At 40.5% G+C, this 15,530-nt stretch carries 10 protein-coding genes and 1 pseudogene; all 11 read left to right on the top strand.

Annotation, left to right across the window (positions count from 1 at the left end; all coding sequences use genetic code 11):
• The first annotated feature begins 26 nt into the window (after positions 1–26).
• The 11 genes and pseudogenes from purB to QZR90_RS01250 all read left to right on the top strand — a co-directional run bounded on the left by purB (position 27) and on the right by QZR90_RS01250 (position 15,415).
• Entirely contained in the window at positions 27–1,319 is a 1,293-nt protein-coding gene (gene purB / locus QZR90_RS01300) for an adenylosuccinate lyase (protein WP_295787906.1), read from the top strand.
• Positions 1,320–1,569: 250 nt separating this feature from the next.
• The gene (locus QZR90_RS01295; RefSeq protein ID WP_295787905.1) at positions 1,570–2,862 is read left to right on the top strand and encodes an adenylosuccinate synthase; all 1,293 of its coding nucleotides are present in this window, start codon (positions 1,570–1,572) and stop codon (positions 2,860–2,862) included.
• A gap of 230 nt (positions 2,863–3,092) precedes the next feature.
• Positions 3,093–3,677: pseudogene (locus tag QZR90_RS01290) on the top strand (DedA family protein); the annotation flags it as partial.
• 171 nt (positions 3,678–3,848) lie between these two features.
• Entirely contained in the window at positions 3,849–5,459 is a 1,611-nt protein-coding gene (locus QZR90_RS01285) for a glycosyltransferase family 39 protein (protein WP_295787902.1), read from the top strand.
• A 357-nt stretch (positions 5,460–5,816) separates the two neighbouring features.
• Positions 5,817–6,530: a uracil-DNA glycosylase gene (locus tag QZR90_RS01280; RefSeq protein WP_295787900.1), complete on the top strand. Its 714-nt coding sequence runs from the start codon at positions 5,817–5,819 to the stop codon at positions 6,528–6,530.
• Positions 6,531–7,111: 581 nt separating this feature from the next.
• On the top strand, positions 7,112–9,259 hold the full coding sequence (locus QZR90_RS01275) for an RNase J family beta-CASP ribonuclease (RefSeq protein ID WP_295787898.1): 2,148 nt from the start codon (positions 7,112–7,114) through the stop codon (positions 9,257–9,259).
• 82 nt (positions 9,260–9,341) lie between these two features.
• Positions 9,342–10,298 carry a YybS family protein gene (locus QZR90_RS01270; protein ID WP_295787896.1) on the top strand — a complete coding sequence of 319 codons (957 nt, stop codon included), beginning with the start codon at positions 9,342–9,344 and terminating at the stop codon, positions 10,296–10,298.
• Positions 10,299–10,318: 20 nt separating this feature from the next.
• Positions 10,319–12,340 (top strand): DHH family phosphoesterase, encoded by a 2,022-nt coding sequence (locus QZR90_RS01265; RefSeq protein ID WP_295787894.1) that lies wholly within the window; start codon positions 10,319–10,321, stop codon positions 12,338–12,340.
• The gene (gene rplI, locus QZR90_RS01260) at positions 12,337–12,783 is read left to right on the top strand and encodes a 50S ribosomal protein L9 (RefSeq protein WP_295787892.1); all 447 of its coding nucleotides are present in this window, start codon (positions 12,337–12,339) and stop codon (positions 12,781–12,783) included. The genes QZR90_RS01265 and rplI overlap by 4 nt, the downstream gene beginning before the upstream one ends.
• 57 nt (positions 12,784–12,840) lie before the next feature.
• Positions 12,841–14,190, top strand: a complete 1,350-nt coding sequence (gene dnaB / locus QZR90_RS01255; protein WP_295787890.1) for a replicative DNA helicase — start codon at positions 12,841–12,843, stop codon at positions 14,188–14,190.
• Between the two features lie 163 nt (positions 14,191–14,353).
• Positions 14,354–15,415, top strand: coding sequence for a M48 family metallopeptidase (locus tag QZR90_RS01250; protein ID WP_295787888.1), 1,062 nt, complete (start codon positions 14,354–14,356; stop codon positions 15,413–15,415).
• Positions 15,416–15,530: the final 115 nt, after the last annotated feature.

Below are 15,530 nucleotides of genomic sequence, written 5' to 3'. Positions count from 1 at the left end.
CTTAGTTTCTATGGAGGTTTTGCACGATGATTGCACGTTATACGAGAGAAAAAATGGGTCATATTTGGAGCGAGCGCAACGAATTTGATCAAATGTTGGAAGTGGAAATTTTAGCTTGTGAAGCGCAGGCTGAACTCGGTATTATTCCAAAAGAAGCAGCGAAAGTGATTCGTGAAAAAGCTAATTTCGATGTGGAGCGTATTCACGAAATCGAAAAAGAAACTAATCATGATATTATTTCCTTCGTCACAGCTGTAGGCGAATATGTAGGGGAAGAAGCTAAATACATTCATCTTGGTTTAACTTCAACTGATGTTAAAGATACAGCTCTTGGTTCTATGATGAAACAAGCTTGTGATATTATTTTAGAAGATTTAAAAGAGTTCCATGCAGTACTTCGTCGTCGTGCAGCGGAGTTCAAATACACCCCTATGGTGGGTCGTACGCATGGTATTCATGGCGAGCCAACTACCTTTGGTCTTAAGCTTTGCCTTTGGATGGCAGAGATTGAACGCGATATCGAACGTTTAGAACATGCTAAGAAAAATGTAGCTGTAGGTAAAATGTCTGGTGCAGTAGGCACATATTCTGTAAATGATCCATTTATTGAGCAGTATGTATGTGAAAAACTAGGTCTTGAACCAGTTAAAATTGCAACACAAGTTATTCAACGTGACCGTCATGCTGAACTTTGCAGTACTTTGGCTATTATCGCTAGTACTTTAGATAAAATTGCTATGGAAGTTCGCCATTTACAACGTACTGAAGTACGTGAAGCAGAAGAATATTTCAGCAAAAAGCAAAAAGGCTCCTCTGCTATGCCTCATAAACGCAACCCAATCACTTGTGAACGCATTTGCGGTTTAGCTCGTGTGGTACGCGGCAATGCACAAGCGGCTCTTGAAGATGTAGCTTTATGGCATGAACGCGACATTTCCCATAGCTCTGTAGAACGCGTTATTCTTCCTGATAGCACGATTACAGTAGATTATATGTTATCCTTGATTACACGTGTTATCGATAAATTATTGGTATATCCAGATAATATGATGAAAAATCTTGAGCTAACTGGTGGTTTAATTTTCAGCCAACAAATTTTAACAGCTCTTGTAGATAAAGGGGCTGTACGTGATGAAGCGTATCGTTGGGTACAACGTCATGCTATGGCGCGTTGGTTAGAAGGTAAAGACTTCAAAGCTGGCCTTAAAGGCGATGAAGATATTAAAAAATATTTAACTGATGAAGAAATTGATGAATTATTTGATCCACATCGTATGCTTCGTCATGTAGATACTATTATGGCTCGTTTTGGTCTATAAGCTTTAGTTTAAATTTAGACAAAATTGGGAGGCTAAAATTTTTGCTCCTAAATTTGAGTCTAAAATTAGATAATATTGACCTTTAAGTAGAGGCTATAACAAAAGCACAAATGGTGGTTTTGTTATGGCCTCTTTTCTATAATGCATGCTTTTACTTTCTATGTTATAATGAAGTGTATGAAATGTTTCTAGGAGAAACAGGCCGTACATATGACTAACTATGACATAAATTGATGGAGGTTCGAATATTATGGCAACCAGTATGGTAATTGGTACACAATGGGGCGATGAAGGAAAAGGCAAAATCGTAGACTATTTAGCGGAACAAGCTGATGTAGTTGTACGTAGCCAAGGTGGTAATAATGCAGGTCACACAGTTGTTGTTGACGACCGCGCATTTGCACTTCGTTTATTGCCAAGTGGTATTTTATACGATAATAAAACAAATATTATTGGCACAGGCGTTGTTGTGGACCCTAAAGTATTGCTCAATGAAATTGAAAACTTAGAGCATGAAGGGAAAAGCGCTCAATCCTTGCAAATTTCCAATCGCGCACATGTGATTATGCCTTACCATAATTTACTTGATGAAGCAGAGGAAAATTCCAAAGGCGATTTAAAAATCGGCACTACTAAAAATGGTATTGGCCCTTGCTATGCAGATAAAGTAAATCGCGTAGGTATTCGTATTTGTGACCTCTTAGACGAAGAAGTATTCAAGGCTAAACTTGATTATAATGTTCGTATTAAAAATAAAATTCTTCGCGAAGTATATGGTAGCACAGAAGCTGTTGATTACTTCCAAATCTTAAAAGACTATACTGAATATGCAGAGCGTCTTCGCCCTTATGTAACTGATACTAACTACAATGTTGTAACAGCTATTAAAGAAGGCAAAAAAGTATTATTTGAAGGTGCACAAGCCACTATGCTTGACCTTGACCATGGTACATATCCATTTGTAACTAGCTCTCATCCAATTGCTGGTGGTGCCTCTGTAGGCGCTGGCGTAGGACCTAACTATTTGAAGAATATCATCGGTGTAGTAAAGGCCTATGCGACTCGCGTAGGGGAAGGTCCATTCCCATCTGAACTTCTTGATGAAACTGGCGATTATCTTCGCAATACAGGTCATGAGTTCGGCACTGTAACTGGTCGCCCTCGTCGCTGTGGTTGGTTAGACCTTGCGGTAGTTAGCTATGCAGCAGACCTTAATAGTCTTGACTACTTAGCAATTACTCGCTTAGATATTCTCGATAAATTACCAGAAGTTAAAATCTGCGTAGGATATACTAAAAATGGTGAAGCGGTTAAAGGCTTCCCAGCCGATCTTCGTGAGCTTGAGCAATGTGAACCAGTATATGAAACATTACAAGGTTGGCAATGCGATACAAGCGCTATTAAAAAGTACGAAGACCTTCCAGAAGCGGCACGTCGCTATGTAGAACGTATTTCCGAAGTAACTGGCGTTCGCCTTGGCATCGTATCTGTAGGCCCTAATCGCAGTCAAACTATCGTATTGCACGATGTATTTGCGAACTAATAAGGATAACTAAATGCTCGCTAAGCTTTGATGACTTTATCATCAGGGCTTAGCGATTTTTATTTGAGAGGATGCGCTAGTTCTATGCATTACGTGATTTGATGTATGCATTTTATTTATGTGAAAAAACCGTAAAATATGATAAAATAAAAGGTAATGTGAGAAAATATTTAATTTTGTCGATATATAGTTTATAAATAGTGATTCATAAATAGTAAAAGGAGCATACAGTGGAACATATAATTACATTTTTAGAGCAATATGGATATTGGGCCATGTTTATTACGATGGTGTTGGAAAATGCCAATGTGCCCATCCCTAGTGAAGTAGTATTAGGTTTTTCCGGCTATTTAATTGCCCAAGGTGTATTTGAAATGTACACGACTATGGTAGTGGCTACCTTGGCCGGTGTAGTGGGGTCAGTTATTTCCTATTGGCTTGGTGAATGGGGCGGTCGTCCATTACTTTTAAAATATGGGCGCTACATCTTCTTTAATGAGCATAAATTTGAACTCGCTGAAAAAATGTTCAATAAATATGGTGGTGCTGCCGTATTCTTTGGCCGTTTACTTCCTGGTATTCGCACCTTTATTTCTTTCCCTGCAGGGATTGCGCGTTATCCTATGGGACGCTTTATCCTTTGGACCGTACTAGGCACTATTCCATGGACTATTTTGCTCGTATGGCTAGGAGTTAAGCTAGGCGAACATTGGCAAGACTTAATCGACTATAATCATGAACTGCTTATCGCTATGGTAGTTGTATTCCTTATTGCGGCAGCTATCTTTGGCTATCGTTATTTAAAAGTTCGCAAGAAAAAACAAGCGGCTGAAGCTAGTGAAGTGAATCAAGTAAAAGCAGAGTCAGAGGATGAGCAAATTTTAGCAGTTAGTGAAAAAGAGGAAGATATAGTAGATGTAGCTGGTAATACAAATCCTACAACGCAAGATTCAATCGGTGAATCACAAAAATAAGGAGGGATTACTATGCGCTTACATCGCATCAGTGTTATATTTTTCATTTTAGCACTCGCTGTATTTGCCGTAGGTAATGGCTCCTTGCCCATTACGGATCCAGTAGAGTCAAATTATGCCTTAACGGCAAAGGAAATGGTGATGTCTGGCAACTGGCTATCACCGCAGATCTATCATACATTTTGGTTCGATAAGCCCATTATGATTTATTGGCTTATTGGAGCCTCTTATAAAATTTTTGGCATAACTGATTTTGCCGCTCGTTTTCCATCTGCCTTGTTTGGCGCCTTTTCGGTGAGTTTCTTTTATCAAGTGGTGCGAACTATTTCTGGGCGTCGGCTTTTATCCATTTGGTGTGCCTTTATTCTAGGCTCTTCTTTAGAGTTTTGGATTTTAGCTCGCGGTATTGTAACCGATATGGTTCTTTTATACACCACAATTGGCGTTTTTGCTTATGCTTACCGTGGATTAACAGAGAATAAGACTTGGTTCATCGTGTTAGCTTATATTTTTGCTGGCCTAGGTACTTTGACTAAAGGGCCAGTGGCCATCGTTTTGCCAGGTCTATTACTACTTGTTTTTGCCTTAGTAAATCGCTCTTGGACGATGATTAAAAAGCTTTTTGCTTGGCAAGGATTACTCGCTTTTTGTATCGTTACATTGCCTTGGTATGTGTACATGTATATGACCCATGGGCAAGATTTTATCAATGGCTTTTTAGGTCTTCACAATGTGGTGCGCGCCACTCAGTCGGAGCACCCTGGAGATAATCATTGGTGGTATTATTTAGCTGTTATGCCTGTGGCAGCCTTACCTTGGACGGGGGCTATTTTCTATGGCATGTACTATGGTTGGAAGCAAAAACAGTCCTTTTATGTGCTGTCTATGATTTTAGGCTGGGGTACGGTTCTCTTTTATACTTTAATGGCTACTAAATACCCGACGTATACATTTATTAGTATGATTCCGTTTAGCTTCTTAGGTGCTATTGGAACGGTGAAAATTCTTCGTCCTGGTTCTAATAAGCGTAAAATGTGGATACTTATGGGACCAGCCTTTTTCCTATGGATTTTACTTGGCATAGCTAGTTTCTTTGTGCCTTGGGGATTTTGGTATTTACTCTATGTATTTATAGTAGCAGGCATAATTTTAACTGTAGCTACTTATGTAAAAGGCAAACGCTACATGCTACCTGTTGTGATTACTATAACGACCTTAGCCATTAGTGGCGTAGTAATCCATGAAGGCATTCAGCCATTAGTAGCACAGCGTTCATCCGTGGCCTATGTAGAGGATGTGGAAGAATTTTCTGGCCCTATTTATTGTTTTGCTGGTTATAGTGCGTCTGCTGTGTATTATACGGATAAACCGGTGACTCGAATCGATTCCTACTTGGTAGAGCCAAAAGAGATTCGCAGTGCTGCTTGGGATGAAAAATATCAAATGCCAATGGTTAAGGAAGAACAAGCACTAGCTGATATACTTGGGGCGAAGGCAAAAGGTGAAAAGTCAATGATCATTGTAGCTAAGGGAGAACAGAAGTATTTCGTTCAATCACCTCTGTATACATTAGTTACCTTGCAGAAGCAAACAGCTCGTGAGTTCATCTATGTAATGCCCTAACAATCTATAAATTAAATATAGGTAAACATAGCCCTTTGGCCTTGATTCGTTTTGTAGTAGCTTTTAATAAAGAGCCACTATAAAATATAATGTAAGAGACCAGAGGGCTTTTTGTATGGCTCGGTTAAAGAACTCTTGTGTGGCTAGACTCTCAATTTTTATAAAGTTAAATTGGGAACTAATAGCTACATATAGCTTTAAAATGCAGCGAGATAATTAGTGTATAGCCTCATAGGATAGTGAGATCATTAACAAATAGCGTTCAAGTGCAGTGAAATAATTTACAAAGAGTCTCATGACACCGTGAGATGATGAAAAATTAATCGGCAATATAAGATGAGAAAGGATGGAACAGTGATGATAGAGAAGATTTCGTCAGCAAAGGATTTTGTTCGAGCCTTAGCTGAGTATGAAGGCAATGATAAAGTGTTTAATCCTTGGCGTGACTATGATGAGCGTTATGATGTAGCGAAGGCCCCATTAATTCGTCAGCAGCAATTAGAAGCGTATATGGAGTCGCGTTTAGGGGCCCCCTATATTGTGGTAGCCGAAGCGGTAGGCTATCAAGGTGGGCGATTTACAGGCATCGCTATTACTTGTGAGCGCATGTTACTGGGGCATCATAAGTCCATTACACCATCCATGATATGGCCAAGTTGTGAGCTTGGTGAGCGCACAAGTCGCAGTGATAGTATGTCCATTGAAAAAGAGGTACAAAAGCGACTAGGTTTTAATGAACCAACGGATACAGTGGTGTGGAATTCCATTATAGAAAATGGACTTAATCCTTATAAGGTGTTGCTTTGGAATATCTTTCCTTTTCATCCCCATAAGCCATCAGAGCCTCTTAGCAATCGCACGCCAACACCAGCTGAATTAGATGCCGGTTGGCCTTATACAAAGGCCTTATTGGCTTTAAATAAAAAGGCTACCGTATTTGCTGTAGGACAAAAAGCCGCTGCTACTTTGGCTCATTATGGTGTAGATTCTATATCTTTGAGACATCCCGCTAATGGGGGCGCTAATTTATATAAGGCGCAGTTTAAAGCAGCTATTGAGTGCGGTAAATGATTGACTCTATTAAGAGCGGGATGTAATTAATCGTATTGAGTACAGTACGAAAGGTAATAGACATTAGATTTATGTGATAATAATCAAGAACGTGTCATTTTACCTTAGACTTTTCTAAATAATCGGAATATGATATACTATTTTTAAGTAAATCGTTCGGCTTTTGATGAAGTCTATCCTTTTAGGCTCATCATATTTAACTTAACAAATAGGTCATGTAAAAAAGCAAGCGAGAGAGGCGCGTCCCTTAGGAGCGGTCCTTCTTTTTGTTGTGCGTAAGACTTTTTAGACCTGTTGAAGTGGATCTCTTATAAAGATATAAGTGTGTAGTGTGGGCAAGTAGACACTAGCAGTAGTTTTATTTTATATCTAATAATTAGGTATACGGATTTTATGTGTAGGGACAGATTCACGTCCGTAAACTTTGCTATAGGAAGTATAAGCAGTAAAATAGAAGCATTGTTTTGGCTCGTGAAAAGAAAAAATCGGCGTATCTAATAGAGAGATTTAGTCATATTGCTACGATTCATGTAATACAAATTTAGATATATGTATATTCCATAGGAGGATTTTGTTAGACAATGTTAGATCAAATAGTAAAATTTATTAGTGGTGAAGGCACTGCTACCAAAGAAACAACTAAGAATGAAGTAAAAGGCCAAACTGTAGAGTCCACTCGTGGTGCTAAAGTCGCGGAAGGTGCAGGCGAGGCAAAGCCAGCGCGTCGCAATAGCCGCACAAACTCTAAAGGCACAGGCAGAACGAATGCAAGTCGTACAACTACTGCTGCTAAAGAGACCGGTGAAAAAAGTAATGCTAAAGCTGGGAAAACCGCTAATCGTACAAGTAAAAGTACTCGTACAAATACTAAGGACTCAGAAGGTCGTACTACTAAGACTAGTCAAAGTGCTAAAGCTAATGATAGCCGTAGCAAGGGGACAGGTCGTGGTACTAAAAATGGCGATTCTGAACATAAGACAAGTACCCGTAATGCAACTCGCAGCCGCACTACTAGCCGCCATAATCAAGCCAGTGCAGTAGGGCAAGAAGAACATAAGACAAGTGGCTCTAAAAAAGATAAATTAATGATTATTCCTTTAGGTGGCCTTGGGGAAATTGGTAAGAATATGACTGTATTCCAATATGGCGATGATATTATCGTGTTGGATGCAGGCCTTGCATTCCCTGAAAATGACATGTTAGGTGTAGATATTGTAATTCCTGACATGAGCTATTTAATTGAAAATAAAGATAAAGTGCGCGCCGTTGTTATCACTCATGGTCATGAAGACCATATTGGTTCCTTGGCATACTTATTAAAAGAAATTGATGTGCCAGTATATGCCACTAATTTAGTTTGTGGTTTAATTGAAGGCAAGTTAAAAGAAAACCGCGTAAGTGCAAAGAAACTCAATGTAGTACAAGCTGGAGATGAAATTTGCATTGGTGCCTTTAAAGTGGGCTTTATCCAAACGAATCACTCCATCCCTGACGCTTGCGCCGTATATTTTGAAACACCAGTGGGCATTGTAGTTCATACAGGGGACTTCAAAGTAGACCAAACTCCAGTGGATGGTAAATTGATGGATGTTCATAAATTTGCAGAACTAGGCAATCGCGGTGTATTAGCCCTTATGTCTGATTCTACGAATGTGGAAAAACCTGGTTTTACACCATCGGAAAGTACTGTTGGGCCGGCCTTGCTTCGCGCTGTAGGAGAAGCTCGTGGTCGTGTGGTACTGGCTACATTCGCTTCTAATGTGTCTCGTTTACAACAAGCTTGTGATGCAGCAGTGGCGTTTAAACGTAAAGTTATTGTGCTCGGTCGCAGCATGGTGAACGTATCTGAAATCGCTCAAGAGCGCGGATACTTAAATGTTCCAGAAGGTACATTTATCGATGTAGAAGAAATGGGCCGTTACCGCGATGATCAAATTATGATTTTAACTACTGGTAGCCAAGGGGAGCCTATGGCAGGTCTATCTCGCATGGCTACAAATAATCATCGCACCATTGAAATTACACCTAATGATACAGTGATTATTTCAGCTACCCCAATCCCTGGCAATGAAGCGGCAGTAGGTCGCACAATTGATAATTTATTGCGCCTTGGGGCGAATGTAATTTATGGTCGTGACCGCGGCATTCACGTGTCTGGTCATGGTAGCCAAGAAGATTTAAAAACTATGCTCAATTTAGTGCGTCCTAAATTCTTCATCCCTGTTCATGGCGAATATCGCATGCTTAAAAAGCATGGTGAGTTAGCCGTATCTATGGGTCTTGTTAAGCCAAATCACGTACTCGTAGGTGATAATGGTCAGATTTTTGAATTCACTAGTCGCACAGGTCGTAAATCTGGTCATGTAACGGCGGGCAAAGTCTTCGTTGATGGTCTAGGCGTTGGCGATGTAGGCAATATTGTAATTCGCGATCGTCAGCAGCTCGCTCAAGAAGGTATGGTAATCGTGGTTATGGCCATGGATCGCGCTAGCGGTCAAATTGTATCGGGACCAGATATTGTATCTCGTGGTTTCGTATATGTGCGCGATGCAGAAGATTTGATGAATGAAGCACAGCGACGTGTAGAGAATGTTATTGAGAAATGTGAAGCAGCTCAGCTTAAAGATTGGGCTACTATAAAATCACAAGTTCGCGATACATTAGGAAAATTCTTATATGAGAAAACTCGTCGTCGTCCAATGATTTTGCCAATTATTCAAGACGTGTAACATATTCAAATATAAAGTAACATGATATAATAATAGACGTATGACATAATAGTCATACGTCTATTTACATAGGAGTGTGATTATGAATCAAACAAATACAAGGGCTGTAGTGGAAACAGGATTTTTAACAGCTCTGATTATGGTATTTACATTAGTCGGTTCTAGTGTGCCATTCTTATATATGTTGGTGAGCTTGTTGGTTCCCGTTACATTGCTAGTGTTGGCGGCTCGTCATGGTATACGATGGAGTATTCTGGCAGTGATTACGGCGGCCATCGTTATGGCTTTTTTTATTTCCCCCTTGCAGTCGTTGCTGCAAGTCTTGTCAGTAGGTCTGCCGGCTCTAGTGCTGGCCTATGGCTATGAGCGCCGTTGGGAGACTAGTAAGTTGCTCGTCATTCCAACCTTAGTGTTTTTAGTGGCCTTTCCTATTGAAATGTGGTTGAGCTTTCAGTTTTTAAATATAGACTTAGTGTCCTTATGGAATGAAGAGTTTGCCAAGGCTATTAAGGATATTGAAGAGACCTATCGCAATCAAGGCATGTTGGAAGAGCAGATTCAAAGTCAAATGACTGTAGCACGGGAGGCTATGCAACAATTTACATATATGATTGCCGGTGCTTCCTTTGTCGGTGTAGCATGCTTAAATTATGTGATTTGTTGGATTGCTAATGGCATTATGCGACGTGCTGGTGGACGAGATTTACCATTGCCTGGCGTATTGCAGTGGCGCATGCCAAAGTGGTCTGTATATTTATTTTTATTAGGGCTTATCTTGCAGTATTGGGTAAATTTATATCCTTATGAATGGCTCAATTTTATAGCGACAAACTTCTTTATTCTTGGCTCGTATATGTTGTTAGCTCAAGGGCTAAGTTGTTTGTGGTATATTTTACATACTCATGGGTATTCTAAGACAATGAGTATGCTACTAATTTTTCTAAGTTTATTAATGGGCTATGCCGTTATGATTGTAGGCATGCTAGATTTACTTATGGATTTACGTCACCGCCTAGCTAAGCGTTCTAGCGAGGATTAAGTGGGACAAGGAGCGAGTGTATGAATGCGAATAAAGGCTATTATGGAGCACTACAATTTACCGCATTAGGCATTGTAATTGCTTTATTGTTAGTCATTTGTTGGTTGAATTGGATTATGGCTATTTTTAGCTTGTTTTTTGTAATCGTTGCCTATTTAGTAGCAAGTCGTGCGATTAGTAAGCAGCAAAAGAAGATGAGCGTGCAATTAGACACCTTTGCTAAGGGGATTACACAAGCTACTAGTTATGCTATTCAAAATTTACCAACAGCGATTGTTATAATTGATAGTAAGGCGCGTGTATGCTGGTGCAATAGTGTATTCCGCGATTGGATGCCTCAAGACCCAGATAAAACGCAACGTCTCAATACATTTATTCCTAGCTTGCGACTCGATAAGCTTTGGGGCAAGTCAGGCTTTTTCAATGAACAGATTGAGGAGCGCTCATATCGCATCATTTATAAGTTTATTGAAGGGATTGCGCCTAAGCCCGGGGAAGAGGAAGAAGAAATGCCTGAGTCCTATATGGCATTTTACTTTGATGATATTACGGAATCAGAACAGCTTCGCCATGAAGCGGAGGCTATGGCACCAGCCTTTGGCTTCCTCATGATGGATAATATTGAAGAAGTGACTAAGGGTCTTAGTGATGTAGAGTACACTAATCTTTGGGCTGAAATCAATAATGCCATCGTGGCGGAGATTGACCAATATGACGGTTTTGTGCGAAATTATACAGAAGATTCCTATATTTTCTGTATTTCAAAAGAATCTTTGCTACATATGATTAGTCAAAACTTCCCATTATTAGCGAAGGTTCATAATTTGGAAACAAGTCGCCGTATTCCTGCTACTATTAGTATTGGTATTGCCGTTGGCGAGCCATCTATTAAGGAGCAATCTGAGCGAGCTCGTTCGGCGCTAGAGCTTTCTTTAGGTCGTGGTGGTGACCAAGCGAGTGTATATGTAGGTAAGGAATTGAAGTTCTTTGGCGGTAAAACTCAAGGGGCAGAGAAGAATACGCGCGTTCGTGCCCGTGTAGTGGCACAGGCTATTAAAGAGTTAATGGATGATGCCGATTCCGTTATTGTAATGGGCCATGAGCGAGAAGATTATGATAGTATTGGCGGTGCTATTGGCGTAGCTGCTATGGCGCGAGCTGCTGGTAAATCTGTACATGTGGCGGTAAGTGACCAGACGGTAGCCATCAAAAAGCTATCTGATTTATTCCCTACAGAGCCAGGCTTTGAAAGTTTATTGATTACGCCGCAGGCGGCTGAGGATTTTGTAACAGACTCTACTTTAGTATTTGTGGTGGATGTGCATCGCCCTGATATGGTAGCGGCGCCTCGGGCTTTACAATTATCTAAGCGACGCGTAGTTATCGACCATCATCGCCGTGCTTCTGATTTTATTGAAAAACCATTATTGACTTATTTAGAGCCAGCGTCCTCGTCTACTAGTGAATTAGTGACGGAATTAATTCAGTACTTTGCTGATCCTATTACACTCAATGTAGTAGAGGCTAGTGCTTTATATGCAGGCATAGTAGTGGATACGAAGAATTTCGTAGTGCAAACCGGATCTAGAACTTTTGATGCAGCTTCATTCTTACGTCGTTCAGGAGCTGATTTATCGATTGTACGTCATCTCTTTATGGAAAGCTTTGATAGCATGCAATTGCGAGCTAAAATGTTAGCCGCAGCAGAGCGTTTTGATGGTTTAGCGCTTACAGAATGTCCGGAAGGGATTCAAAATTCATCGATTGTATCTGCTCAAGCAGCAGATCAATTGATTACTATTGAAGGTATTGAGGCGAGTTTTGTACTCTATGATTTAGCCGATGGTGGCATCGGTGTGAGTGCGCGCTCTCAAGGAGCCATTAATGTACAGCTTATTATGGAGGCCCTCGGCGGTGGTGGTCATCGCACTGTTGCAGGTGGTCAATTATATGATATGACTATGGCTGAAGCTCGTGAAGCTGTGAAAAAGACAGCACAAGAGCAGTTATTAGCCATGAAGAAGGAGGAAGAGACAGAATGAAAGTAATTTTATTAGAAGATGTCAAAAAAGTAGGTAAACGTGGCGAGATTATCGAAGTAAGTGAAGGGTATGGCCGCAATGTATTGATTAAAAAAGGCCAAGCTTTAGAAGGTACACCAGCTAATTTAAATAATGCTAAGCAAAAACAGGCCTCTGTAGCGCATAAAAAACAAGTGGATAATGACGAAGCAAAAATTTTGGCTAGCCAATTAGCTAAAGTTCAAGTTCGCATTCCTGTAAAAATGGGTGAAGGCGGTCGCGTGTTTGGTTCTGTAACGGGCAAAGATGTATCTGATGCATTAGCTAAGCAATTCGATGTAGATGTAGATAAAAAGAAAATTGAATTAAAAGATCCAATTAAAACTTTGGGCGTACATGATGTGCTAATTCGTGTGCATCCAGAAATTACCACTACCATTAAGGTTGAAGTAGTAGAAGGTTAAGTGTGAGGCACCCGGTATTTTGGGTGCCTTATTTGCACAGTTGAAGGGGGAAGTTACATGGCAGATGCACGCATTCCACCCCATAGTATAGAGGCAGAACGGGCTGTATTAGCCGCCTTGTTGACAGGGGATAATGTGTATGACAATATTAGTGGCATCATAACCGAGCAAGATTTCTATCGCGATGCGCATCGCATTGTTTTTGGAGCTATACAAAATATCATATACGCCAATAAAAGAGCAGATTTAGTCTTATTAACTGATGAATTAACGCGATTAAAAAAGCTTGATGAAGTAGGTGGCATTGCCTATATTACGTCGCTCACTAATGATTCCTTAGCTACGTATAATGCGGAAGAGCATGCTCGCATTGTGGCTGAAAAAGCGCAGCTTCGCCGTTTAATTGCGGCAGGGGAGCAAATTGTAGGCATTAGTTATGAAGGCGCTGATACAGCTGAAGACATCGTTAATCGGGCAGAACAATTAGTTCTTGGCGTTAGCGGTCAAATCAAGGCGGATACAGGATTTTCTTCCATTGGTCAGGTCATGGAAGAGGTGGTAAATCGCGTTGGTGAGTTAGCGCAAAATACCGATGCGATTAGTGGGGTTCCTACAGGTTTTATTGACTTAGATAAATTGACTAATGGTCTACAGCCGTCAGATCTTATTTTAGTGGCAGCCCGTCCATCCATGGGTAAAACGGCATTTACACTGAACATTGCTTCTAATGTAGCATTGGAGTCTAAGAAGTCAGTAGCTTTCTTCTCCTTGGAAATGTCAAAGGCTCAGTTAGTAGGTCGTATTTTGTCATCTGTGGCACAAGTTAGTTCTGAGAAATTGCGACGTGGTCAATTGGAGCCAGATGATTGGAACCGCATAGCTAAAGCTGCTGAAATGATGGGTAGTGCGCGCCTATATATTGATGATACAGCGGATATGACACCGCAAGATATGCGATCGAGACTTCGCCGTTTAAAAGTTGATCATGGTCTTGATTTAATCATCATTGACTATATTCAGCTCATGAAGGGACGTAGTGGTAGTAAATCAAGTCCAGAAAATCGGCAGCAGGAAATTTCAGAGATTTCTCGAAATCTTAAAATAATGGCTCGTGAATTTAATGTTCCTTTAATTGCTTTATCACAGCTCAGTCGAGCTGTAGAAGCGCGTCAAGATAAGCGGCCGCTCCTCAGTGACCTTCGTGAATCAGGCTCTTTGGAACAGGATGCGGATATTGTAGCCTTTTTATATCGCGACAAATATTATACAAAGGATGAAAATGCCCAGGATGTGACGGAAGTTATTATTAGTAAGCACCGTAATGGCGCTTTAGATAATATTAAACTCCTCTTTGACGGGGCGCTAACAAAATTCCGCAATACAACTTCGCGACCAGACGAAGTATAATTTGTTTTATGCTGCGTAGAGCCAAAAAATAGGCCGAAGTGACTATTTTATTTATTATGGAACATGAAGACAAGCGAGGTCTCCTTTGCCATAATAAAATAAAGGCGTTACAAGTGAATACGTTTGCAAGGATGTAATGGTGATTTGACGGGAGTGAATGACTATGAAACAATGGCAACGACGATTAATGGTAGGTTTACTTGGAGCAACAGTTTTAGTAGGTTCAGGCAGTCAAGGGCAACGAGTTGACGCTTCGGCACTGGGCGTATTATTAGGGGGCGCCTTAGGCATGGCTGAAGTGCACCAAACTGTATCACAATTAGATGATACTGATGCGGGGCAAGAAGCTAGCTTAAAAAAATATAAGGAGATGACTGGATATTATAATAATGCGGCGTATCAGCAACGGGCGCAACGCATTTTAGATACCTTATCACAGTCTCCTAAGGTGAAGCGCTCCTATGTAGTGTATGTAAATCCGCAAGATGATATCAATGCGTTTATGGCTATTGGTCGAGTTATGTCGGTCAATAAGGGCACTATGGACCGCATGAGTGATGATGAATTGGCTTATATTATGAGTCATGAAATTGCCCATGGGGAACATAAGGATGGCGTGCGCGGCTTAAAGAAAAAGCTTGGTGTACAAGTTGCTGTAGGGGCTGCTACAGCTGATGCAGGTACGGCTAGTGTGCTCTTAGGCAATATTGCTGGTCAGTACTTATCCAATCAAGTATTCTCTGTATCTCAGGAGAAAAATGCTGATGAATTAGGATTTTCTATTTTAGCGGATAGTCCGTATAATCTTGGTGGCGCACCGATGTCGATGTATACGATTCGCGAAAAATATGGCGAATTATATCAGGAAGGATTAGCCCAGATTATTAATCCTAATGATCATCCAAAGACAAGTAATCGCATTAATGAAAACTTACAACGCCTATATGAATACTCAGGCAAAAAAGTGCAGGTAAAAGAAAATACTGTATATATTAATAATAAAGCAGTCTACACAGGCGAGCCTACAGGTCAGTTGACAGCAGAAGAACGCGCCTATTTAGTGGCGGGGAAATTAGCTCGTTTATTCCATGATAAACAAGTTGTACCTACTACTAGTAATGGAGCTGTTGTTTCCATGGGCTCGGTGTCTTTGGTAACTGCTAGTAGTTCTGCACAAGCGGAGAGTATTAGTGCCGCTATGAATGAAGCTATAGGTAAAAAATAAAATGAATTTATAGAAGCTAAACGAATTTGTAAAATAAAGCGAATACGTAAGAGTGTTTGCTAACCGCATAGGAAATAAAATAGCTATAGTATATCAAAAAGACGCGGCCGAATAA

The organism is uncultured Veillonella sp., from assembly GCF_900545795.1.
Taxonomy (GTDB): Bacteria; Bacillota; Negativicutes; order Veillonellales; family Veillonellaceae; genus Veillonella_A.
Note: the sequence above shows the minus strand (reverse complement) of the source record. Positions and strands in the feature narration are given on the sequence as shown.

Coding starts and splice junctions, on each gene's coding strand:
- QZR90_RS01250 (WP_295787888.1), top strand. CDS start 14,354: ATGAAACAATGGCAACGACGATTAATGGTAGGTTTACTTGGAGCAACA.
- purB (WP_295787906.1), top strand. CDS start 27: ATGATTGCACGTTATACGAGAGAAAAAATGGGTCATATTTGGAGCGAG.
- QZR90_RS01285 (WP_295787902.1), top strand. CDS start 3,849: ATGCGCTTACATCGCATCAGTGTTATATTTTTCATTTTAGCACTCGCT.
- QZR90_RS01280 (WP_295787900.1), top strand. CDS start 5,817: ATGATAGAGAAGATTTCGTCAGCAAAGGATTTTGTTCGAGCCTTAGCT.
- QZR90_RS01265 (WP_295787894.1), top strand. CDS start 10,319: ATGAATGCGAATAAAGGCTATTATGGAGCACTACAATTTACCGCATTA.
- QZR90_RS01295 (WP_295787905.1), top strand. CDS start 1,570: ATGGCAACCAGTATGGTAATTGGTACACAATGGGGCGATGAAGGAAAA.
- QZR90_RS01270 (WP_295787896.1), top strand. CDS start 9,342: ATGAATCAAACAAATACAAGGGCTGTAGTGGAAACAGGATTTTTAACA.
- dnaB (WP_295787890.1), top strand. CDS start 12,841: ATGGCAGATGCACGCATTCCACCCCATAGTATAGAGGCAGAACGGGCT.
- QZR90_RS01275 (WP_295787898.1), top strand. CDS start 7,112: ATGTTAGATCAAATAGTAAAATTTATTAGTGGTGAAGGCACTGCTACC.
- rplI (WP_295787892.1), top strand. CDS start 12,337: ATGAAAGTAATTTTATTAGAAGATGTCAAAAAAGTAGGTAAACGTGGC.